Here is a 20,155-nt window from a genome sequence, read left to right on the forward strand (position 1 = left end):
GGCGGCCGGGCCGGCCCGGTCAACCCCGGCCGGTCAGGCCCGGCCCGTCAACCCCGGCCGGTCAGGCCCGTCGGGATCCGGCCGGCTCCGCCGGGTGCGGCTGCCGCCCGGCGGCGGCACCGGCCGGGACGACCGGTCGGGCCCGGCCGAGCAGGACGGCGACCAGCACGGCGGTGACGGCGAGCGCGGCCGCCCCGCACAGCACGGCGAGGTGGATGCCGTCGATGAACGCCCCGTCCACGGCGTCCCGGACGGGGCCGGGCAGGGCCGCCGTTCCCGGTCCGCCCCCGTGCAGCGCGCCGGTGGGCGCGTCCGCGACCGGGCCGACCACGTCCGGTGGGACGCCGAGCCGGTCCAGGGCGGCCGTCGGGGAACCGGTCAGCCGGTCGGTCAGCACGGCGCCCAGCACGGCGATCCCGAGTACGCCGCCGAGTTCGCGCAGCGTGTTGACGGCGGCCGAGGCCATCCCGGTCCGTTCCGGGGGGACCCGCATCATCACGGCGATCGACACCGGGGTGAAGGTCAGCCCCATCCCGAGGCCCATCGCGAACAGCGTCCACAGGTATTCCGGGTAGCGGGCGTGGTCGCCGTACAGCGCCAGCCCGCCGAGACCCGCCGCGCACAGCGCCAGGCCGAGCACCAGCGGCGGCCGCGGGCCGTGACGGGCGGTCAGCCGGCCGGACAGCGGCGCGGCGACCACCAGCATCGCGGTCATCGGCAGTCCGGCGTAGCCCGCGGCGGCCGGTGACCACCCGAGGGTGCCCTGCATCATCAGCGGCAGGAAGAACAGGGCGCCGAACATCCCGAAACTGACCATGAACCCGCTGAGCAGCGCGCCGGCCAGTGCGCCGTCCCGGAACAGCCGCAGCTCCAGCATCGGCTCCGAGGCGCAGTTCGAGCACCAGGAAGGCGAGCAGCAGAACGGCGGCCGCCGCGCCGCCGACGAGCACCCGGGCGTCCGTCCAGCCCCGGGACGGGCCCTCGACCAGGGCGTGGACCAGCAGGGTCAGCCCGGTGGCGGACAGCGCGAGGCCACCGAGGTCGATCCGGCGCGGGCGCGGCGGGATGTCCGGCAGGACACGGGCGGCGAGCAGCAGCCCGACGGCCCCGATCGGCACGTTGATCCAGAACACGCTGGCCCAGCCGAGGTGCTCGACCATCGGGCCGCCGATCACGGGGCCCACCGAGAGGCCGAGCGCGGAGACCCCGGACCACGTGGCGACGGCGCCGGCCCGCTCGCGCTCGTCGGTGAAGACGTGCCGCAGCAGGGCGAGACTGCCGGGGGTGAGCAGGGCCGCCCCGACGCCCTGCAGCATCCGGGCGCCGACCAGCACCCCGATCGTCCCCGCGAGGGCGGCGACGGCGGAGCCCGCCGTGAACAGGGCGAGACCGAGCCGGAACACCCGGGTACGGCCGTAGCGGTCGCCGAGCGTGCCACCGGTCAGCAGGAGGGCGGCGTAGACGAGGCTGAGTCACCCCTGTCGGCCGCCGAGGCCGACGGCGCCAGTCGGCTGGAGGTCGTCGGCGAGGTCCGCGACCGCTTCCGCGCCCTGCCCGTCGAGACCTTCCCCAACCTGGTCGAGCTCGCCGCCGACCTCACCGAACCCGATCTCGACGTCCGCTTCGAGTTCTGCGTGGAGCGCATCCTCGACGGTCTCGCCACGCTGCTCCCGCCGGAGCGGCGCTGATCCGGCGGCTCGACGGCCGTACGGCGGCGCCCGGCCCCGGGGTAGGCTCACCGGGCACCCCCGTCCGTACGACCACGGAGGAGTCACCGATGCCCACCACCTACCCCCTCTACGAGCCGTACGCCCAGGGCCTGTTGGACGTCGGTGACGGGCAACGGATGTACTGGAACGCCTCCGGGAACCCGGCGGGCACCCCGGCCGCGGTGGTGCACGGCGGGCCCGGATCCGGCCACAGCCCGGGCTCCCGGCGGTACTTCGACCCGGAGCGCTACCGCGTCGTCCAGTTCGACCAGCGCGGCTGCGGGCAGAGCCTGCCGCACGCCGCCGACCCGTCGACCCGGATGGAGCACAACACCACCGCGCACCTGATCGCCGACATGGAGCGGCTGCGCGAACACCTCGGCATCGACAAGTGGCTGCTGTACGGCGGCTCGTGGGGCTCCACACTGATCCTCGCGTACGCCCAGGCGCACCCGGAACGGGTCTCCGGGATCGTGATCTGCGGGGTCACCATGACCGACGTCGACGAACTCGACTGGCTCTACCGGGGCGTCGGCCGACTGATCCCCGGACCATGGGAGGACTTCCGGGACTTCCTGCCGGCCGCCGACCGGGACGGCGACCTCCTCGCCGCCTACAGCCGGCTGCTCAACGACTCCGACGAGACGGTCCGACGGGCCGCCGCCAACGCCTGGGCCACCTGGGAGGACGCGGTCATCGCGCACGAGGCCCTGGGCAAGCCGAACGCCTACAGCGACCGCCCCTCCGACGCCCTCATGGCCTTCACCCGGATCACCGCACACTACTTCTCCCACCGGGCCTTCCTGACCGACGGTCAACTGCTGCGCGACGCCGGGCGGTTGGCCGGGATCCCGGCCGAGCTCATCCACGGGCGGCTGGATCTCGGCGCCCCCCTCGGCATCCCCTGGAAGCTGGCCAAGGCCTGGCCGGACGCCCGACTGACGGTCATCGACGAATCCGGGCACACCGGGAGCCCGCGGATGACGGAGGCGGTCCTGTCCGCGATCGAGCGGTTCGCCTGAGCATCCGGGACCGGCCGGGGCGAAGCGTGAGGGGCGAAGTGCGAGTCCGGGGCGGCGTGGACGTCGGGGGCGCCGGTACCGGCCTGGAGGTCCCGGCCATCCGTCACCCACGGCCCATTCCGATGAACCCCTACGATACGACGCATGATCGCCTACGCCCCGGCCGCACTGTTCTTCCTGTTGTTCGGAATCGGGGTACTGCGCGACCGCCGTCAGTTCAGCAACGCCGTCCTCCTCGGCATCGCCGTCTCGCTCCTCCTGCTGGCCCTGCTCGCCGGACTCCGCAAGGCCCCCACACTCGTGGTGGAGGTCGTCGCGGTGGCGATCATCCTGCTGCCGGCCCTCGGCACGGTGGCGCTGATCTGGTTCCTGATCTCCAACGGCATCACCATGATCCGCAAGGAGGGCACCCGGCCCGCCAACCTGCTGTCCCTGCTCGCCGGATCGGGCATGCTCGGCGTGATCGGGCTGCTGCTCGCCGCCCTCGTCACCGGCTCCAAGTCGCTGGCCGTGCTGGCGGGCACCGCCGTCCTGGTCGTCCTCTACGTCTCGTTCCTGTTCGTCTGCTTCGTCGGCTACGCCTTCCTCTACAGCCGCCACCGACCGCGCCGGAACGTCGACTTCGTGGTCGTGCTCGGCTCCGGGCTGATCGGCGGCGAACGCGTCCCGCCGCTGCTGGCCAGCCGACTGGAGCGGGGCCGCCAGGCGTACGAGAAGCAGGCCGCACGCGGCAACCCGCCGGTGCTGATCACCTCGGGCGGTCAGGGGCCGGACGAGAAGCTGCCGGAGTCCCACGCGATGGCCGACTACCTGGCCGAACGCGGCTTCCCGGCCGGGCAGCTGGAGCGGGAGGACCGCTCGCGCACCACCGAGGAGAACCTGCTCTTCAGCAAGGCCATCATGGAGCGGGCCAAGCCCGACTACCGCTGCGTCGTGGTCACCAACGACTTCCACGCCTTCCGGGCGGCGCTGCTCGCCCGCAAGACCGGAGTGAACGGGCACGTCCTCGGCTCGCCCACCGCGCGGTACTACTGGCCGAGCGCGACCATCCGCGAGTTCGCGGCGGTGTTCCTCTCCCACAAGCTCGTCAACTTCGGGATCTGCGGCCTCCTCGCGCTCTGCGGGGTGCTCGCGGCGCTCTGAGCGCCCCCGGCGTCCGGGACCTTCCTCGGGCCTGGTCCCGGCAGCCTCGGCGGCCGGGACCAGGTCGTTCCGGCCGCTCGGGACGTCGACCCGTCAGGCCGCGGGCCGGGGCGCCAGGATCGCGCAGGTGGTGGTGGAGTGCGCGTAGAGCTTTCCGTTCTCCACACCGATCACTCTGGCCTCGGCGGTCGCCATCGTCCGGCCCAGGTGCAGCACCTCGGCCTCGCAGCGCACCGGCGCCGAGTCCGCGAACAGCGGGCGCAGCATGTGCACGTTCAGCTGGGTGGTCGTGTAACCGAGGCCGGCCGGCAGCCTGCTCAGCACGGCGCAGCCGAGCGCCGAGTCCAGCAGGGTGGCCAGGTAGCCGCCGTGCACGGTGTTCATCGGGTTGTGGAGGTGGTCGCCGAAGTGGCCCTCGAACACCGCCGTGCCCGGCTTCACCTCGGTGAGGTGGAAGCCCATGGTGCTGCAGATCGAGGGCTCCGGGATCCGCCCGGCGATCCACTCCAGCAGGATCTCCTCCCCGCTCAGGTGGGAGTACTCGGCGATCGGCGGACCGGCCGTCCAGGTGTGGGTCCGGGTGCGCAGTTCCCGGTCGGACGGGTGCTGCGGCTTCTGCTGCTGCTTCTGCTGCTGCTGCTTGTCGGAGTCGATCTCTGAAGTCGTCATGGGATCAACCTGCCCGGTTCGGTGATCCGTCTCAAGTGCCTTCCGTGGTACGGCAGGGCAACCACGGCCGGCTGCTCCCCGCCCCGGCTCCCCGCAACCTTCTCGACGGGCCGAATCGTGGCGGGCCGCACCACGATTCGGCGCTGCAGCCCCCGGGCCGAACACTCGCTCCCACGATCCACCGCCTCGCTCGGCTCTTGTGCGGCCCTTGTGCAGCCCTGAGGACGGTCGCCAGGGCGAGCCCTGCGGATCGGAACCGGGCCGGTGTCACCCGTTCTGAGCGGCGGGCGCAGAATGATCCCGTTGGTCCTGATCCTGTTTGGTCCTGGTCAGGGTGTCGGCCCGTGGTGGTGTGTCGGAGGCATGGTGTTTCGCCGCTGGTGGTTCGTCAGACTGCTGACGGTTCCGCAGGAGCAGACCGATCGGCGTGGCCCGCGGCGTACGCGGGCCGCGCGGCAGCGCGCCGAGCGGGAGCGGCGGGAGCTGGTGCTGGGCGAGTGGGAGGTGCTACGCGACCGGCTCGCACGGCTCGCCGCGCAGCGGGTGACCGCCGCGGGCGAACTCTTCCGGGCCGCCGAACTACGGCTTTCCGCCGAGGAGACCACCGGCTCCACGCAGTCAGCCGCACGCGCCGGGTACCTGTGGGCCCTGGAGACGTTCGAGGCCGCCGGGCGGCTGCTGGAGCAGGCCGAGGACCCCCACACCGACCTCCCCGGCCTCGCGGCCGCGGTCGTACTGGCAGAACAGGCCGTCGAGCGGCTCGCCGCCGCCCACGCCCTGCTGGCGGGGCACCGCCCCGAGCAGCCGACCGTCCGCTGCTTCTACAACCCTTTGCACGGCCCGGCCCTCCCCGCCGCCACCGCCCCTCGGCCCGGGAAGAAGCAGCGCCAGCGCCCCACCCACGGCGCCCGGGAGGCCGCCGCGGACCGGCGTCCGGCCTGCCGGTCCTGCCGCAACGCCATCCTGGCGGGCCAGACCCCGGACGTGCTTCCGGCACTGCTTCCCGCCGGGGCCACCGACTGGGACAGCGGACCGCGCCTGGTGCCCTACTACACCGTGCCGCAGCAGTGGTCGGCCTGGTCCGCCACCGCCTGCGGAGCCTACGACCCCGACGCGCCCGCCCTCGTCCTGCGTGGTGATCACCACCGCCATCCGCCACGCTGACGCCGTTCGGGCGAGCAGCGGTTCGCAGGGCGGCACGACAGATGGTCAGGAGGACACGTCCGAGCCCCCCTGATCCTCGCGGAGCCCGGCGAACAGGTCACTCTCGACCTCGCCGGCCGGGGCCGTCCCACCGGTCGCACCACCGGTAGCCCCACCGACCGCACCGGCAGCCACGGGCACCAGGCTCCGGGCCAGGTGGTAGTCCTCGGTCGGCCAGACCTCCCGCTCGATGTCCCGGGGGTGGGCCATGAACGCGGTTCCGGGTGCGACCTGGGTGGCGTGCGCCAGCATCGCCGCGTCCCGCACGGCGAAGTGCTCGGCGCACGCGACCCGGGTGGTGGTCGGCAGGGCGGGCGGCACATCGGGCCACTCGGCCAGCAGTTCGCCCATGGCCGACGGAACACTGCGCTCCGTCATGGCGTCGTGCAGAGTCTGGAACCAGGCCCGGGAGAGCGCCAGGTGGTAGTAGAGCTTGGACGCCTGCCAGGGCTCGCCCGTCCCCGGGTGGCGCGCCGGGTCGGCGGCGGCTTCGAAGGCGGCCACGGCGACCCGGTGGGTCATCACGTGGTCGGGGTGCGGGTACCCGCCGGTCTCGTCGTAGGTGATGACCACGTGCGGACGGAACTCGCGGATCAGCGCGACCAGCGGCGCCGCCGCGACCTCCACCGGCTGTGCGGCGAAGCAGCCTTCCGGCAGCGGCTCGTCCGGCGCGGGCATGCCGGAGTCGACGAAGCCGAGGAATCGCTGACGCACCCCGAGGATCTCCCGGGCGGCCGTCATCTCCTCGCGCCGGATCCGGGCGATGTCGGCCCGGACCTCGGGACGGTCCAACGCCGGGTTGAGCACCGAACCTCGCTCGCCGCCGGTACAGGTGGCGACCAGGACCTCCACTCCCTCGGTGGCGTACCGGGCGAGCGTGGCCGCGCCCTTGCTGGACTCGTCGTCGGGGTGCGCGTGCACGCTGAGCAGGCGCAGGCCGCCGGGATGCTTGGTGAACATGGGTGTCTCCGTGGAACCGGTCGAAAGTCGGTCAAAGGTCGGTCGAGAGTTCTGCCGTTCGCGGGACCGGCTGCGGAACAGCCGGTCGAGAAGCGCCGAGGTCGAGGACGGCCGGGGTCGAGCACCGCCGGGGTCGAGGACGGCCGGGGTCGAGCACCGCCGGGGTCGAGCACCGCCGGGGTCGAGCACCGCCGGTCGGGAGCCTCCGGGGCCGGGAGCCGCCGCGGTCGAGAGCCGTTCGGTGGCCAGGTTGACGGCCGGGCTGACGGCCGTTCAGGCGGCCTCCTTGCGGGTGTTCGGATAGAGCCAGGCCGGCGCGATCGCCAGCGCCGAGAGGGCCAGCACCCACCAGAAGGTCTCCCCGAAGGCCGCGCCCGGCCGGTCCTGGTGACCGCTCTGCGCCTGCTGGAGAGCCAGGGTCAGCACCGCCGTGCCGAGCGCCCCGCCGACCCGGTTCAGGACGTTGACCGCACCGGCCGCCGCCGGCACCTGCGCCTTCTCGACGCTCCCGTACACCGCCGCCAGGCCGGGTATCGCGATGATCCCCATGCCCGCGCCGCGCAGCGCCAGCGAGCCGGCGATCAGCCAGGCGGCCGGTTCGGAACCGCTGCCCAACCGGGTGAACGCGAGCGTGCCGGCCAGGGAGCAGGCGATGCCGATCATGATGAGCGGGCGCGGCGCGACGCGGTCCGTGATGCGGGCGGCCAGCATCGCGGTGACCGCCGTACCGAGGGCCTGCGGTGCCAGCAGCAGGCCGGCCTCCACCGCCCCGGCGTGCTTCACCTGCTGGTAGTAGAGCGGGACCAGGAACATCGAGCTGTAGAGCGCGGCCCCCTGCAGGAAGCTGTTCGCCGTCGCCACGCTGAAACCGCGCCGGGCGAACAGCCGCAGGTCGATCAGCGGCGCCCGGACCCCACCGCGCCCCACCCGCAGCGCGTACCAGCCGTAGGCCGCCACCAGCACCGCGCCCGCCACCAGGGCGACCCAGCCGGCCGTTCCGCCGTCACCGACCGTCGAGAGCCCGTAGACCAGGCCGGTCAGACCGGGCGAGAGCAGCGCCAGGCCCGTCACGTCCAGCCGGGGCTTCGGTGCATCGGACGCCTCGTCGGAGGGCAGCCAACGGGCCGCCAGCAACAGGGTCAGCAGGCCGACCGGCACGTTCAGCAGGAACATCCAGCGCCAATCGAGGTGCTCCAGCACCAGCCCGCCGAGGATGGGCCCCAGGACCGGGGCCAGGCTGATCGGGAGCATCAGGGTGCCCATCACCCGCCCGATCCGGGACGGACCGGCCGCTTGTATGATGATGGTCTGGCCGAGCGGTTGAATCATCCCGCCGCCGATTCCCTGCAGCACCCGGAAGGCGATCAGACTGCCCGTCGACCAGGCCAGGCCGCACAGCGCCGATCCGAGGACGAACAGGACGACCGAGGCGAGCCACGCCCGCCGGGCCCCGAAGCGGCCCGCGGCCCAGCCGGAGAGCGGCATGGTCAGCGAGATCGCCAGCAGGTACCCCGTGGCCACCCACTGCACCGCCGCGATCGAGCTGTGCAGGTCGCGGCCGACGGAGTCGATGCCGACGTTGACGATCGTCGTGTCCAGCAGCGCCAGGACCGGACCCAGCGCGAGCACCGCGCCCATCTTCCACAGGCCCGGCGGAATCGGCTCCGACTGCTCGCCCTCCCCCCGAACTCCCCCTCGCCGACCCTCCGCCGTGACTGATGTGGTCATGCGCCCCTCCCCTGAGACGTGCCTCGGTCGAGTCGCCCCCGTGCCATCCGGCGGCCACCCCGGCGACCTCCTCGGCCGCCCGAGAAGAACTTAGGACGGACCCAGTCTCTGGGTCAAGCCTAATTACTGTGCTCGACCCAGCGAGCTGCGCTAGGCTCCCGCCATGACCGAGACCGGGACACCGCCGAACCTCCGCGAGCTCAACAAGCGCCGCACCCACGAGGCGATCTCGCACGCCGCCACCAGGCTCTTCATCGAGCAGGGCTTCGACCGGACGACGATCGCCGAGGTCGCGGCCGCCGCGGGCGTCGCCAAGATGACCGTCACCAACCACTTCCCGCGCAAGGAGGACCTCTTCTTCGACCTGCACGAGGAGCTCGTCGACCGGCTCGCCCGGGTCGTCGCCGAGCGCGCGCCGGGCGAGTCCGCCCTCGCCGCGCTGCGCCGCGACTGCCTGGCCAGGCTCGACCGGCACGACCCCCGGCTCGGCTTCTCCGACCCCGCCTTCGCCCGTACGGTCTTCGACAGCCCGGCCCTGGTCGCCCGACTGCGCGAGGTGCACGAGCAGAGCGAGACCGCGCTCGCCGAGGCGCTCGCCGAGGCCGTGCACGAGAGACCCGTCGGCTTCGAGAGCCGGGTCGCCGCCGCACTGCTCGCCGCCGTCGACCGGGCGGTGTTCGGCGAGGTCCTGCGCCGCACCCTGGCCGGCGAGGAGCAGGCCGCGATCGCCGCCGCGGTCCGCCCGTCCGCCGTCCACGCCTACGGCCGACTGGAGGGCGCACTGGGTGGCTTCGCCGTGCGCGAGGCCCGGCGGTGACCCCGGCGGTGAGCCCGGCGGTGAGCCCGGCGGTGAGCCCGGCGGTGAGCCTGCCCCTGGGTCCGGCGACGAACCGACGGTGAGCCCGGCGCCCAGCACCGGACGGGGGGCCGAGCGGCTCACCCGACCCGGAGCACCCTTGACGAAAAGTTGACCTGCTCACGGCAGAAGGTTGACGATCACCGCCTCTATCGTCGGCCCATGCCCTCACAGCCCATCAGGCCCACCACGCTGCCGGTCCTGCCGTACCGCAAGCCCACCCGGGGCCGGGACTACTGGGTCCTGAACGACGTCCTGTCCGACCCGGACGCCGTCCGCGAGCGCTGCCTGGCCCGCGGCGAGTGGACCGAGGGCTACCCGCACCGCCCCGAGACCTGGCCCGGCCTGCGCACCATGCCGGGCCTGGAGCCCGACGAGCTGACCCGGGTCGAGGCCTTGGTCCGCAAGGCCACCGGCGCCTCCCGGCTCTGGGTGCAGAGCACCCCGGGCGGCGGCACGCTCAATCACAACTGCGTCCAGGTCGTCGGCGCCGGAGAGTCCGAGTCCCGCCCGCACACCGACTCCCGCGCGCTCTGCCGCTACGCCGCCGTGCTCTACCTCAGCCCCGGCGCGCCCAAGGACGCCGGCACCAGCTTCTACCGCCAGCAGTTCCCCGGCGGCCGCCTCGGCGGCAATCTGGTCGACGCCCCGCACACCAACCTGGTCGAGGCGCTCGGCACCCGCCGCGTGCCCGCCGACCACTTCGTCGAGGACGTCCGCGTCCCCAACCGCTACAACCAACTGCTGCTCTACCACGCCAATCTGATCCACAGCGCCACCACCTACTACGGCGACGAACTGGCGGACCGCCGGATGACGGCGGTGTTCTTCTGGATGGCCTGACCCCGTCGGACGGCCCGACGCCTGCCGACGGTCCCTCATCGGCGGCCGGCCCCTCACCGACCGACAGCCCGACGCCGAGCGACGGCCCGACGCCCTGACATTCCGGCTCAGGCGGCCCCGACGTCCGCCGGTCCCGCCCGCGTCAGCGCCGCCGCCAGCCGGGCCAGATCCTCCGCCCCGACCAGCCCCGCCAGGCCCGCCGGACTCCCCGGCAGCCCGAGCGCCCGGGCCCGCGCCAGCACCCGCTCGTCGAAGTACGGCCGCAGCGACGGCCAGACCGCCTGCGCTTCGCGCCGGAAGATCCCGGCCCCGACCGGCCCGATCCGGGGGAACTCCCGCAGCAGCCCGCCGATCCGCTCGGGCTCGCCGTCGGCCTCCTCCCGCAGCCGCCGCAGATCGCCGCGCCAGCGGTCGAGCAGCAGTTCGGCGCCCCGGACCAGTGCGGTGGCGGTGCTCTCGTCGTAGCGCACGTAGTGGGCCAGGCCGAGTGCCGCGACGAGCGTGCCGCGCCGGGCGCCGGCCATCGCGCGCGGTGTCCGCAGACCGGCGGCCGACAGCTCACGGGCCGCCGCGGTGGCGGTGCCGGCGCTGATTCGGGCCGAGCAGAGGACCGTCAGCACGAGCAGCCGGTAGAGCGGTGAGGGCTCGTCGCGCAGCGTGATCCCGGCCTCCTCCGCATAGGTGCGGCCGAACCGGTCCAACAGCTCGGAAACGGTCGTGTCCACGGCCATCACCTCCTGCCTCCACGCTTGCCCCGATTCGGGCCCGGCGCACCGGGGGACGCTTCGCCGCATGGACCAGGACACCGCGGCCCACGACCGCACACACCGGCCGACCGCCCCGCCGACAGCCCCGGAGCCCGAGACCGGCCACCCCGTCCACCCCGGCCCGCCCTCCGCGCCACCCACCGCGTCGACCACCGAGGCGATCCGCCCCGACTGGGCCGCCATCGACGAGTTGCCCACCGTCGACCTACTTCGCCTGATGAACGCCGAGGACCGCACCGTCCCGGCGGCCGTCGCCGCCCAGGTGGAGCAGATCGCCGCCGTGGTCGACGCGGTGGCAGGCCGGCTGGCGCGCGGCGGGCGGCTGGTCTACGCCGGGGCGGGCACGGCCGGCCGCCTCGGGGTGCTGGACGCGGCCGAGTGCCCACCGACCTTCGGCACCGATCCGGCACTCGTCGTGGCCCTGATCGCGGGCGGCCGGACGGCCGTGACGGAGGCCGTCGAGGGCGCCGAGGACCGCCCCGAACTCGCCGGGGCCGACGTGGCCGCACTGGCCCTCACACCCGCCGACATCCTGGTGGGGGTCTCGGCCTCCGGCCGCACCCCGTACGCGGTGGCGGCGGTGCGGGCCGCCCGGGCCACCGGCGCGCTGACCGTCGCTCTGGCCTGCAACCCCGATTCGGCACTGGCGGCCGCCGCCGATCTGGCCGTCGAGGTGGAGGTGGGCCCCGAGGTGCTGGCCGGCTCGACCCGGCTCAAGGCGGGCACGGCGCAGAAGCTGGTGCTCAACATGCTGTCGACGGCGGTGATGGTCCGCCTCGGCCGGACGTACGGAAACCTGATGGTCGACGTCCGGGCCACCAACGCCAAGCTGCGCGAGCGCGCCCGGCGGATCGTCGCCGAGGCCACCGGCGCCGACGAGGAGGCCGTCCGCCGCGCCCTCACCGCGACCGACGGACGGGCCAAGGACGCGGTCCTGCTCCTGCTCGCCGATGTGGACGCCGCCACCGCCTCCCGACTCCTCACGGCCGCCGACGGCCGGCTGCGCGAGGCCCTGCGGGCCGCCCGGACCGGCTGATCCGGACCGGCCAGCCGCCTCCCCTGTCTCCCCCCCCCGGTCTCAGTCGCGCTTCCCCTTCGCGTGGTGTCGCCGGTTCTGCGGTGCCGTCAGCCCCGCGACCAGCCTCCGCGCGGCCGCACGTCCGTCGGGGCGCGGTGCCGGCACCCGCGGGCCCGCCAGGTCCCGGCCGGTGAGCGTCCCGGCGCCGACGACGTCCGCATGCGGGTGAGCCCGAGGACCGCGGCGGACGCCCCCTGAAGGAGGTCCGTCACGGCGCCCCGCGCAGCCGCAGGACGTAGGTCGCGGTGAGCGCGACGGCCGGGTCCCCGTCGTGCGTCAGACCGGCGAGGGCACCTGCCGCGGTGGCCCCCGGGACGTCCGCGAGCGCCTGGGTCAGCCGTCGGCGTGCCGAGGAGCCGGGGGCGGCGCGGGCGAGGCAGTCGACGAGCCCGGTGGCGATCCGGTCCGCCGCGGCAGGGTCGGCCGCCAGCGCGCCGAGCGCGTCGGCCGCGTCGGCGTCGTTCCTCGCCCCGTCGACCATGTCGATGAGCATGGGAACGGCGTCGGTCACGCCGCGGGCCCCGAGCGCCAGCGCCGCGTACCCCCGCACCACGGCGTCGGGGCCGGTGAGGGCGTCCCGCAGCAGTGCGGTCGCCGCGTCGTCCGCGATCTCGGCGATGGACCGGACGGCGCGTTCGCGCACCTCGGCCACGGGTGAGCCGAGGCCCTCCGCGAGCGGTGCCAGCGCGTCGGCGCCCGCCTGCGCGAGGGCCCAGCGGAGCGCCCCGGAGACGTTCGGGTCGGACTCGTTCAGCGCGGCCTCGGCCAACGCCTCCACCGGCACGGCGACGTCGTCCGCGGCGGACAGGGCCGCGCGCTGCCGCGCCCCGGGGCTCGTCGACTGCAACGCCTGGAGGAGCGAGACGATCCGGAGGACGTCCTCCCAGCCGGCGGGTCCGGCGGCGCCGATCCGCCGGAGCCGGGTGAGCAGTTCGGTCTCGGCCGCCATGCGGTCCAGCGTCCTTCGGATGAGGTCGTCGACGAGTTCCGAGGGCGCGAACCCGGGGTCGTCGAGCGCGCGCCCGACGTCACTCAACGACAGCCCCAGCGACCGCAGGCTCTCGATGTGGAAGATCCGCCGGATGTTCTCCTCGGAGTACTCCCGGTAGCCCGAGCCGGTGCGGCCCGACGGCCGCACCAGGCCGAGCGATTCGTAGTGCCTGAGCATGCGGGCGCTGACCCCGGACCGCTGGGCGACGTCACCGATCAACACTGCCTACCGCTCCTCCCGGCCCGGCCCGCCGAGGACCGCGACGCGTTTGGCCTCCTCGACCGCGAGCTCGAATCCGGCGTCCGGGTCGCGCCGCAGCCGTTCCGTGGCGACCGCGTGCGCGCGCACACCGGGGTCGGGATCCGTCGCCGCGGCGTCCACGGCCGGCACCGCCGCCTCCCCGAGCGCGATCAGCGCCCGGCTGAGGCTCAGTCGCGTCTCGCGCCCGCCGCGCCCGAGCTGCGTCGCCAACCCTACGGCCAGCCGGTGCTCCGCACCGTCGGGTACGAGCACGACCGCGGCCCGCCAGGCGCTTCGGGCCACGTCCTCGTCGGCGTCGGCCAGCAGCTCCGGCGTGACCACCGGCCACGCCCGCCGGTCCCCGATCTTGGACAGCGTGTGCAGGGCCTGGCTCCGCGCCTGCGCGCGCTCCGAGCGGACTTCGTCGACCAGCACCGGGACCGTCGCGGACGCCGAATGGCGGGTGAGCGCCCACGTGAGCATCTCGCGCACGGAGAAGTCGGGTTCGACCGCGCACCGCTCGACGAGCGTTCCGACGGACCCCGGGTCCGGGGCCGTACCGATCGCCAGCGCCGCCCGCAGCCGGACGGACGGGTCGTCGTCCTCCAGGCCCCGAAGGGCTCGCGCCGTGGCGGTGTCCTTCGTCGTCATGGTCATCGGGACCACCTCCTCGGCCACAGTGAAAGCCTTGTCACGGTGTCAAGGTCAAGCCGCCGCTGACCCACCGACCCGACGTCCCGACGGACCCCCGAAGGCCCGGAGGCCCGGGCCCGAAGCCGACCGCCTAGCCCAGCCGCACGTCCTCCGCCACCACGACCTCGCCGAGGCGCGGGAAGTCCAGCTCCACCGCCGCCCGGTGCTCCTCCGCCGTGAGCCCGGTCATCGCGTCCTCGACGAACACCAGCTCGTACCCGTGGTCGGCGGCGGCGCGGGCGCTCGACTCCACCCCGAGGTTGGTGGCGATCCCGGCGAACACCAGGGTCTCCACGCCCCGCGCCCGGAGCAGTTCGTGCAGGCCGGTGCCCTGGAAGGCGCCGATGGTGCGCTTGACCACGACCTCGTCGGCCACCGCCTCGACCTCCGCGAGCAGGTCGCTCCCGGGCGGCTGCTCGACGACGTTCGGCCGCTCGACCCGAACGGCGACGACCGGGGCCCCGGCGGCCCGGAAGGCCCGGGCGAGCTCCAGCGAGGTCGCGGCCACCTCCGAACCGGCGTGCGGCGCGAGCGGGTTGGCGACGATCCGGTCCATCAGGTCGATCAGGACCAGGGCCGTGCTGCGGGGATCAAGGGCGGTCATGGCGCCAACCTAGCCCATCCTCCGCGCCAGCCGGCCTCGCTTCCCTCGCCGCCCCTGCCTCCCCCTCCGGAGCCCGCTCGCCCTCCGGAGCCCGCTCGCCCGTCTCCCGGGCGATCTCCGCCCGGAACCCCTCGACCAGCACGCGCAGCCCGTACTCGAAGTCGGCGTCGTGGTCGGTCATCCGCAGCACGTCGGCCGCCTCGCGCAACAGCGGCAGCCCGCGCAGTGCGTCGTCCGGGAACGGCGGCCGCTCCTGGCTCTCGGCGTCCTGCTGCCAGGCCTGCTCCTCGGTGACCCAGCCCATGACGTACCGGTCGACGGTCAGCAGCAGCCGCAGGGCCGTGCGCGGCCGCAGGCCGGCCGTGCAGAGGGCGCTCAGCTGGGCCTCCACGGCCGGGAGTTCGTCCTCGGCGGGCAGGGTACCGGCGTGCACCCGGGCACCGTCGCGGTAGGCGAGCAGGGCGTGGCGCTTGGCCCGGGCGTCGGCGGCGATCCACTCCGGCCAGCGGTCCGGGCCGGGCTCGCGGTCCGGCGGGAGGGCCTCGGCGAGCATCGCCTCGGCCATCAGGTCGAGCAGCTCCCGCTTGCTCTTGAAGTGCCAGTACAGCGCCGGCGACTGGACGCCGAGTTCGCGGGCGAGCCGTCGGGTGGTCAGCCCTTCGATGCCCTCCTCGTTCAGCAGGCGCAGCGCGGTGCGCACCACCTCGTCGCGTTGCAGCGCCATCCGTTCGGCCTCCCGGTTAATCGCTTGCCACGCCCACCTTATCGCCGATAAGTTCCCGAGCTGGAATTTATCGGCGATAAGGACCGGCCGCCGCCGCGACACCGGCGCGCCACGCGTCGACCACGAAGGGACCAGCGCCCGTATGACCTCCGCCCCCGACCGTTTCCGGTCCCGGCTGCTCCCGGACACCGCGCCCTGGCGGTCCTCCCGGGACTTCCGCCTGACCTGGACCGCCGGCACGGTCACCCTGTTCGGCTCGATCTTCACGATGACGGCGATCCCCCTGCAGATCGCCGACCTCACCGGCTCGCCGTGGGCCGTGGGCGCGGTCGGCGCGGTCGAACTCGTGCCCGCCGTCGTGTTCGGCCTGTACGGCGGCGTCCTCGCGGACCGCGCGGACCGCCGCACGGTGGCCCTGGTCTCCGAGGTCGCCCTGGCCGCGCTCAGCGCCCTGCTGCTGGCCGACGCGCTGCTCGGCACCCCCGCCGTCTGGCCGCTCTACGTCGCCGCCGGGCTGGCGGCGGCCCTGCAGGGCATCCAGCAGCCCTCGGTGGAGGCGATGGTCCCGCGGCTGGTGCCGCACGACCAACTGGTGGCGGCGGGCGCCCTGCTCTCGCTGCGTTGGAGCGTCGGCGGGGTGGTGGGCCCGGCCGCCGCCGGGCTGCTGATCGCGACGGCCGGAGTGCCGGCGGCCTTCCTCGTCGACCTCGGCACCTTCCTGCTCTCGATCGCCCTGCTCGCCCGGGTCCGGCCCGTCCCGTCGGAACGGGACGCCGAGAAGCCGCGGCTGGGCGCGTTCGTCGAGGGCGCCCGGTACGCCGCTCGGCGGCCCGATCTGATCGGCACCTACCTGGCCGACCTCGCGGCCACCGTCTTCGCCCTGCCCACCGCGTTGTTCCCGTTCCTGGCCGTGGAGCTGAACGCGACCTGGGCGCTCGGCCTGTTCTACTCGGCCGGCGCGGTGGGCAGCCTGATCGCCGCGGCGACGAGCGGCTGGACGGGGCGGGTGCACCGGCACGGCCGGCCGGTCGTGCTCTCCGCCGCCCTGGTCGGTGCGGCGACGGCCGCGGCCGCCTTCGCCCCGGACCCGTGGACCGTGCTGCTCTGCCTGGTCGTCGCCGGCAGCGCGCACTGGATCGGCGACACCTTCCGTAGCGCGATCTGGAACCAGTCCGTACCGGACGGGCTCCGGGGTCGCGCCGCCGGGTGGGAGATGCTGATCGGCGCCGCCGGGCCCGCCCTTGGCGACCTGCGGGCCGGCGGTCTCGCCGCCCGGCAGGGCATCCGGGCCGCGCTGCGCACCGGCGGCCTGCTCTGCTTCGGCAGCGCCGCCGTGCTGTCCGCCGCGGTCCCCGCACTCTGGCGCTACGACCAGCGCGAGCACCGCGTCAGGTCGGCGACCGACGCCTCCACCGTGCCCTCCGCGGAGCCGCTCACCGGGCCTGCCCCTTGACGCGCCGCACCGTCGGCACCACGACCGCCGACCACCCCACGTCCAGAGCCGGAGCCCCGGACCGAAGACCCGAGCCCCCACCCCATGCCCCAACTCCCGAGTCCGCGCCCCGCGCCCCAAGTCCCAAGCCCCGATCACCGTACGCACATCTCCCGATCGTCGCCTGCTCGGATCGCAGCACGGCCCGTACGTGCTCGGCCCGTACGTGCTCGACCCGTCCGTGTCCGCGGCGTCGTGGCGTGAATGCGTCACTCCCGGCGCGCAACCGTTGACCGTCCGCCCCTCCCGACGGTTGGCTCACCCCGAGCCGGCCGCCGGGGAGTTCGGCGCCACCGCCGACGCGGCACGGCCGATCCCAGGGGAGGGAACCAGATGACCCGCTTCCGCCGCCCACTGCGCGCGGCCTGCATCCTCGCGGCCGCCGCACTCGCCGTCGCCGGTGCCGCACCCGCGCAGGCCACCCCGTCCCTGCCCGGCCAGCCGACCGCCCGGACCGAACGGGTGTCCGTCGGCCTCGGCCAGGCCCAGCCCGACGGCGCCTCACAGGCCGGTGGTCTGAGCGCCGACGGCCGGTACGCCGTCTTCACCTCGGACGCCACCAACCTGGTCCCCGGTGACACCAACGGAAAGTCCGACGTCTTCGTCCGCGACCTGTGGACCGGCCGCACCGAGCGGGTCGACACCGGCCCGGACGGCGCACAGGCCGACGGCGCCTCCTACGAGGCCACGATCAGCGGCAACGGCCGCTACGTGGCGTTCAGCTCCTCCGCCACCGACCTCGCGCCCGGCGCGGTCCTCGGCGCCCAGGACGTCTACGTCCACGACCGCTGGACCGGCCGGACCAGGCTGGTCTCCACCGCCAGGACCCCGGGAGCGCCGCAGCCGAACAAGGTGTCCGCCCAGCCCTCGATCAGCTGGGACGGCCTCACCGTCGCCTACCAGTCCAACCGCAGCGACCTCGCCCCCGGGACGGTCACCTGGTTCGGCGGCAACATCTACGTCTCCGACCTCCGCACCGGTGCAACCGCCCTGGTCAGCGTCGGCGCGGACGGCAGGGAGGCGGACGCCTCCTCCTCCGCCCCCGAGATCAGCGCCGACGGCGGCACCGTCGTCTTCATCTCCAAGGCCACCAACATCATCGGCGCGGGCCAGCCCGACGCCCTCTCCCCGGACGCGGTCGCCCGGCTCGCCGCCGGCTCCGACGCGGAGTTCACCGCCGACACCCTGCAGCCGAACGTCCGACCGGGCGTCCGGCAGGATGTCCGGCCGAACGTCCGCCAGGATGTCCGGCCCGATGACAAGGCGAACATCCTCAAGCCGCGCACCTACCCGCTGTACGTCCGCGACCTGCGCGCCGCGCGGACCCGCCTGGCCAGCCCGGACGGCAGCGGCGGCTACCGGGGCGTGGTCAACCCCTCGATCAGCCCGGACGGCCGCTACGCCGTCTACTCTTCCTGGGTCCTGCACGGCGACAGCGAGTGGGACCGCCACTTCGAGGTCTACGCCCGCGACCTCGCGCTGGGCACCGAGATGCTGGTCAGCGTCGGCCTGCCCGGGACGAAGACCACTGCGGGCTCCTACGCCGGCCGGATGACTGCGGACGACCGCTGGGTCTTCTTCTCCTCGGAGGCGGACAACCTCGTCCCCGGCGACACCGACCAGGCCTCGGACGTCTTCCGCCGCGACCTGTGGACCGGCCGCACCGAGCGGGTCGACCTGGCGGACGACGGCTCCCAGGGCGCCGGCTCGGACGCCCCGTTCGTCAACGCCTTCGGCACCGCGGTGGTGTTCACCTCGTCCGACGGCTCCCTCGTCCCCGGTGACACCAACCACGTCCCGGACGTCTTCCTCCGCCGTCTGCCACTGTTCTGACACCCGGTCCGGCGGCTCCGGCCGGACTCCCGACCCCGATCAGGACGGCCCTCACGGCGTGAGCGGCCGCTCCGAGGCCCGGATCGGCGACGGGAGTTCGGTCCGCCCCCGCAGGTAGCGGTCGACCGCGGCAGCGGCCGCCCGCCCCTCGGCGATCGCCCAGACGACGAGGGACTGTCCGCGCCCGGCATCGCCCGCCACGAAGACGCCCTCCGCCGCGGTGCCGAAGCCGTCGTCCCTGGCCAGGGCGCCCTCCGGCCCGATGGCGAGGCCGAGTTGGGCGAACAGCCGCTGGTCCGGTTCCGGCCCGGTGAAGCCCAGGGCAAGCAGCACGAGCTGCGCCGGGAGGGTCTGCTCGGTGCCGGGCCGCGGGCTGCGGTCGGCGGGTTCGGTCTCGGCGAAGCGGACGGCGGCGAGCCGGCCGTCCGGGCCCGGTTCGAAGCCCACGGTGGTCGCCGCGAACACCCTGGGCCCGGCTGCGACGGCGCCGGACTCCTCGTGCGAGGTGGTCTCCCGGTACACCTTGGGGTGGACCGGCCAGGGCTGCTCGGCCGCCCGGCGCTCCGGCGGGCGCGGGTTGATGTCCAACTGGGTGACCGAGGCGGCGCGCTGGCGCAGCGCCGTGCCCAGGCAGTCGGCCGCCGTGTCCCCGCCGCCGACGATCACCACGTGGCGGCCCTCGGCGGAGACCGGCGAGGCCGGGCAGTCGCCCTCGTCCGTCCGGTTCGCCCAGGTCAGGTAGTCCATCGCCTGGTGCACCCCGGCCAGTTCGCGTCCGGGCACCGGCAGTTCCCGGCAGGCGGTGGCGCCCACCGCGACGACCAACGCGTCGTACCCGGACCGCAGTTCCTCGCCGGGCACGTCCCGGCCGACCCACACTCCGGTGCGGAAGTCGGTGCCCTCGGCCCGCAGCTGGTCGAGCCGGCGTTCCAGCCGGTGCTTCTCCAACCGGAACGGCGGGATGCCGTACCGCAGCAGTCCACCCGCGCGGTCGGCGCGCTCGTAGACCGTGGTGGCGTGTCCGGCCCGGGTCAGCTGCTGGGCGGCGGCCAGCCCGGCCGGGCCCGACCCGATCACCGCGACCCGCCGCCCGGCGTCGCGCCCACCGCCCCGCCCGGGCGGCAGGGGGCCGTCCCAGCCCTCCTCCCAGGCCCGGTCGGCGATCGCCAGCTCCACGTTCTTGATGGTCACCGCGGCTCCGCCGATCGCCAGGACACAGGCACTCTCGCAGGGCGCCGGGCAGAGCCGCCCGGTGAACTCCGGGAAGTTGTTCGTGGCCAGCAGCCGGGCCGCCGCGGCCCGCCAGTCGGCTGCCGCCACCAGCCGGTTCCAGTCCGGCACCAGGTTCCCCAACGGGCAGGCGCTGTGGCAGAAGGGCAGTCCGCAGTCCATGCACCGCTCCGCCTGCCCGCCGACCACCGGCAGCAGTGCCCCCGGCCGGTACACCTCCCGCCGGTCCCCCAGCCGGTCCCGGGCGTCCCGCCGCGCCCGCTCCGCACGGGGGGTGGTGAAGAAGGCCATCCGGTCTGCCATCGCGGCCTCCGGCAGGGCGTGCCGACACTGACCCGGCGGCCCGCCCGGCGGCACGCCACCGTGTGGC

At 74.6% G+C, this 20,155-nt stretch carries 18 protein-coding genes and 1 pseudogene; 8 read left to right on the forward strand and 11 right to left on the reverse strand.

The window, feature by feature from the left end; translation table 11 throughout:
* Window positions 1-61 precede the first annotated feature (61 nt).
* Window positions 62-877 (reverse strand): MFS transporter, encoded by an 816-nt coding sequence (locus AB0D10_RS14535; protein ID WP_360255544.1) that lies wholly within the window; start codon window positions 875-877, stop codon window positions 62-64.
* Between the two features lie 130 nt (window positions 878-1,007).
* Window positions 1,008-1,448, reverse strand: a pseudogene (locus tag AB0D10_RS14540) (MFS transporter); the annotation flags it as partial.
* 329 nt (window positions 1,449-1,777) lie between these two features.
* Here AB0D10_RS14540 and pip point away from each other — a divergent pair.
* Window positions 1,778-2,731: a prolyl aminopeptidase gene (pip, locus tag AB0D10_RS14545; RefSeq protein ID WP_360255547.1), complete on the forward strand. Its 954-nt coding sequence runs from the start codon at window positions 1,778-1,780 to the stop codon at window positions 2,729-2,731.
* A 144-nt stretch (window positions 2,732-2,875) separates the two neighbouring features.
* Entirely contained in the window at window positions 2,876-3,874 is a 999-nt protein-coding gene (locus tag AB0D10_RS14550) for a YdcF family protein (RefSeq protein WP_360255549.1), read from the forward strand.
* A 93-nt stretch (window positions 3,875-3,967) separates the two neighbouring features.
* Here the strand turns inward: AB0D10_RS14550 and AB0D10_RS14555 are convergent, their stop codons facing one another.
* Window positions 3,968-4,543: a PaaI family thioesterase gene (locus AB0D10_RS14555; protein WP_360255551.1), complete on the reverse strand. Its 576-nt coding sequence runs from the start codon at window positions 4,541-4,543 to the stop codon at window positions 3,968-3,970.
* A 363-nt stretch (window positions 4,544-4,906) separates the two neighbouring features.
* Between AB0D10_RS14555 and AB0D10_RS14560 the strand changes: the two genes are divergently transcribed.
* Entirely contained in the window at window positions 4,907-5,707 is an 801-nt protein-coding gene (locus AB0D10_RS14560; RefSeq protein ID WP_360255554.1) for a hypothetical protein, read from the forward strand.
* Between the two features lie 45 nt (window positions 5,708-5,752).
* On the opposite strand, the gene mca is transcribed toward AB0D10_RS14560, so the two are convergent.
* Together mca and AB0D10_RS14570 are read right to left on the reverse strand one after the other, a co-directional pair.
* Window positions 5,753-6,706, reverse strand: a complete 954-nt coding sequence (gene mca / locus AB0D10_RS14565) for a mycothiol conjugate amidase Mca (protein WP_360255556.1) — start codon at window positions 6,704-6,706, stop codon at window positions 5,753-5,755.
* Between the two features lie 273 nt (window positions 6,707-6,979).
* The gene (locus tag AB0D10_RS14570; protein ID WP_360255558.1) at window positions 6,980-8,434 is read right to left on the reverse strand and encodes an MDR family MFS transporter; all 1,455 of its coding nucleotides are present in this window, start codon (window positions 8,432-8,434) and stop codon (window positions 6,980-6,982) included.
* A gap of 163 nt (window positions 8,435-8,597) precedes the next feature.
* On the opposite strand from AB0D10_RS14570, the gene AB0D10_RS14575 reads away from it, so the two are divergent.
* A complete protein-coding gene (locus tag AB0D10_RS14575; RefSeq protein ID WP_360255561.1) occupies window positions 8,598-9,251 on the forward strand; it encodes a TetR/AcrR family transcriptional regulator in 654 nt (217 codons plus the stop codon).
* 201 nt (window positions 9,252-9,452) lie between these two features.
* On the forward strand, window positions 9,453-10,133 hold the full coding sequence (locus AB0D10_RS14580) for a DUF6445 family protein (RefSeq protein WP_360255563.1): 681 nt from the start codon (window positions 9,453-9,455) through the stop codon (window positions 10,131-10,133).
* 107 nt (window positions 10,134-10,240) lie between these two features.
* On the opposite strand, the gene AB0D10_RS14585 is transcribed toward AB0D10_RS14580, so the two are convergent.
* Window positions 10,241-10,864: an endonuclease gene (locus tag AB0D10_RS14585; protein WP_360255565.1), complete on the reverse strand. Its 624-nt coding sequence runs from the start codon at window positions 10,862-10,864 to the stop codon at window positions 10,241-10,243.
* Between the two features lie 61 nt (window positions 10,865-10,925).
* Here AB0D10_RS14585 and murQ point away from each other — a divergent pair, with 61 nt between their 5' ends.
* Window positions 10,926-11,936, forward strand: a complete 1,011-nt coding sequence (murQ, locus tag AB0D10_RS14590) for an N-acetylmuramic acid 6-phosphate etherase (protein ID WP_360255568.1) — start codon at window positions 10,926-10,928, stop codon at window positions 11,934-11,936.
* Window positions 11,937-12,186: 250 nt separating this feature from the next.
* Here murQ and AB0D10_RS14595 read toward each other — a convergent pair whose 3' ends face one another.
* The 4 genes from AB0D10_RS14595 to AB0D10_RS14610 form a co-directional block, all read right to left on the reverse strand.
* A complete protein-coding gene (locus AB0D10_RS14595) occupies window positions 12,187-13,191 on the reverse strand; it encodes a MerR family transcriptional regulator (protein ID WP_360255571.1) in 1,005 nt (334 codons plus the stop codon).
* Window positions 13,192-13,194: 3 nt separating this feature from the next.
* Window positions 13,195-13,866 carry a HEAT repeat domain-containing protein gene (locus AB0D10_RS14600; RefSeq protein ID WP_360255574.1) on the reverse strand — a complete coding sequence of 224 codons (672 nt, stop codon included), beginning with the start codon at window positions 13,864-13,866 and terminating at the stop codon, window positions 13,195-13,197.
* A 127-nt stretch (window positions 13,867-13,993) separates the two neighbouring features.
* Window positions 13,994-14,506 carry an isochorismatase family protein gene (locus tag AB0D10_RS14605; protein ID WP_360255577.1) on the reverse strand — a complete coding sequence of 171 codons (513 nt, stop codon included), beginning with the start codon at window positions 14,504-14,506 and terminating at the stop codon, window positions 13,994-13,996.
* Window positions 14,493-15,230 (reverse strand): TetR/AcrR family transcriptional regulator C-terminal domain-containing protein, encoded by a 738-nt coding sequence (locus AB0D10_RS14610; protein ID WP_360255579.1) that lies wholly within the window; start codon window positions 15,228-15,230, stop codon window positions 14,493-14,495. The genes AB0D10_RS14605 and AB0D10_RS14610 overlap by 14 nt, the downstream gene beginning before the upstream one ends.
* Before the next feature lie 142 nt (window positions 15,231-15,372).
* Between AB0D10_RS14610 and AB0D10_RS14615 the strand changes: the two genes are divergently transcribed.
* Both AB0D10_RS14615 and AB0D10_RS14620 read left to right on the forward strand, forming a co-directional pair.
* Window positions 15,373-16,683 carry an MFS transporter gene (locus tag AB0D10_RS14615; RefSeq protein ID WP_360255582.1) on the forward strand — a complete coding sequence of 437 codons (1,311 nt, stop codon included), beginning with the start codon at window positions 15,373-15,375 and terminating at the stop codon, window positions 16,681-16,683.
* A gap of 372 nt (window positions 16,684-17,055) precedes the next feature.
* On the forward strand, window positions 17,056-18,555 hold the full coding sequence (locus AB0D10_RS14620; RefSeq protein WP_360255584.1) for a hypothetical protein: 1,500 nt from the start codon (window positions 17,056-17,058) through the stop codon (window positions 18,553-18,555).
* 51 nt (window positions 18,556-18,606) lie between these two features.
* On the opposite strand, the gene AB0D10_RS14625 is transcribed toward AB0D10_RS14620, so the two are convergent.
* Window positions 18,607-20,088, reverse strand: a complete 1,482-nt coding sequence (locus AB0D10_RS14625) for a glutamate synthase subunit beta (protein WP_360255586.1) — start codon at window positions 20,086-20,088, stop codon at window positions 18,607-18,609.
* Between the last annotated feature and the right edge of the window lie 67 nt (window positions 20,089-20,155).

Origin of the sequence: Kitasatospora sp. NPDC048545, from assembly GCF_040651155.1 — a bacterium.
In the GTDB taxonomy this organism is placed as follows: Bacteria; Actinomycetota; Actinomycetes; order Streptomycetales; family Streptomycetaceae; genus Kitasatospora.

Bases quoted from the DNA above. Each gene is read 5' to 3' on its own strand.
- AB0D10_RS14535 (WP_360255544.1), bottom strand. From the start codon at position 877: ATGCTGGAGCTGCGGCTGTTCCGGGACGGCGCACTGGCCGGCGCGCTG.
- pip (WP_360255547.1), top strand. From the start codon at position 1,778: ATGCCCACCACCTACCCCCTCTACGAGCCGTACGCCCAGGGCCTGTTG.
- AB0D10_RS14550 (WP_360255549.1), top strand. From the start codon at position 2,876: ATGATCGCCTACGCCCCGGCCGCACTGTTCTTCCTGTTGTTCGGAATC.
- AB0D10_RS14555 (WP_360255551.1), bottom strand. From the start codon at position 4,543: ATGACGACTTCAGAGATCGACTCCGACAAGCAGCAGCAGCAGAAGCAG.
- AB0D10_RS14560 (WP_360255554.1), top strand. From the start codon at position 4,907: ATGGTGTTTCGCCGCTGGTGGTTCGTCAGACTGCTGACGGTTCCGCAG.
- mca (WP_360255556.1), bottom strand. From the start codon at position 6,706: ATGTTCACCAAGCATCCCGGCGGCCTGCGCCTGCTCAGCGTGCACGCG.
- AB0D10_RS14570 (WP_360255558.1), bottom strand. From the start codon at position 8,434: ATGACCACATCAGTCACGGCGGAGGGTCGGCGAGGGGGAGTTCGGGGG.
- AB0D10_RS14575 (WP_360255561.1), top strand. From the start codon at position 8,598: ATGACCGAGACCGGGACACCGCCGAACCTCCGCGAGCTCAACAAGCGC.
- AB0D10_RS14580 (WP_360255563.1), top strand. From the start codon at position 9,453: ATGCCCTCACAGCCCATCAGGCCCACCACGCTGCCGGTCCTGCCGTAC.
- AB0D10_RS14585 (WP_360255565.1), bottom strand. From the start codon at position 10,864: ATGGCCGTGGACACGACCGTTTCCGAGCTGTTGGACCGGTTCGGCCGC.
- murQ (WP_360255568.1), top strand. From the start codon at position 10,926: ATGGACCAGGACACCGCGGCCCACGACCGCACACACCGGCCGACCGCC.
- AB0D10_RS14600 (WP_360255574.1), bottom strand. From the start codon at position 13,866: ATGACCATGACGACGAAGGACACCGCCACGGCGCGAGCCCTTCGGGGC.
- AB0D10_RS14605 (WP_360255577.1), bottom strand. From the start codon at position 14,506: ATGACCGCCCTTGATCCCCGCAGCACGGCCCTGGTCCTGATCGACCTG.
- AB0D10_RS14610 (WP_360255579.1), bottom strand. From the start codon at position 15,230: ATGGCGCTGCAACGCGACGAGGTGGTGCGCACCGCGCTGCGCCTGCTG.
- AB0D10_RS14615 (WP_360255582.1), top strand. From the start codon at position 15,373: ATGACCTCCGCCCCCGACCGTTTCCGGTCCCGGCTGCTCCCGGACACC.
- AB0D10_RS14620 (WP_360255584.1), top strand. From the start codon at position 17,056: ATGACCCGCTTCCGCCGCCCACTGCGCGCGGCCTGCATCCTCGCGGCC.
- AB0D10_RS14625 (WP_360255586.1), bottom strand. From the start codon at position 20,088: ATGGCAGACCGGATGGCCTTCTTCACCACCCCCCGTGCGGAGCGGGCG.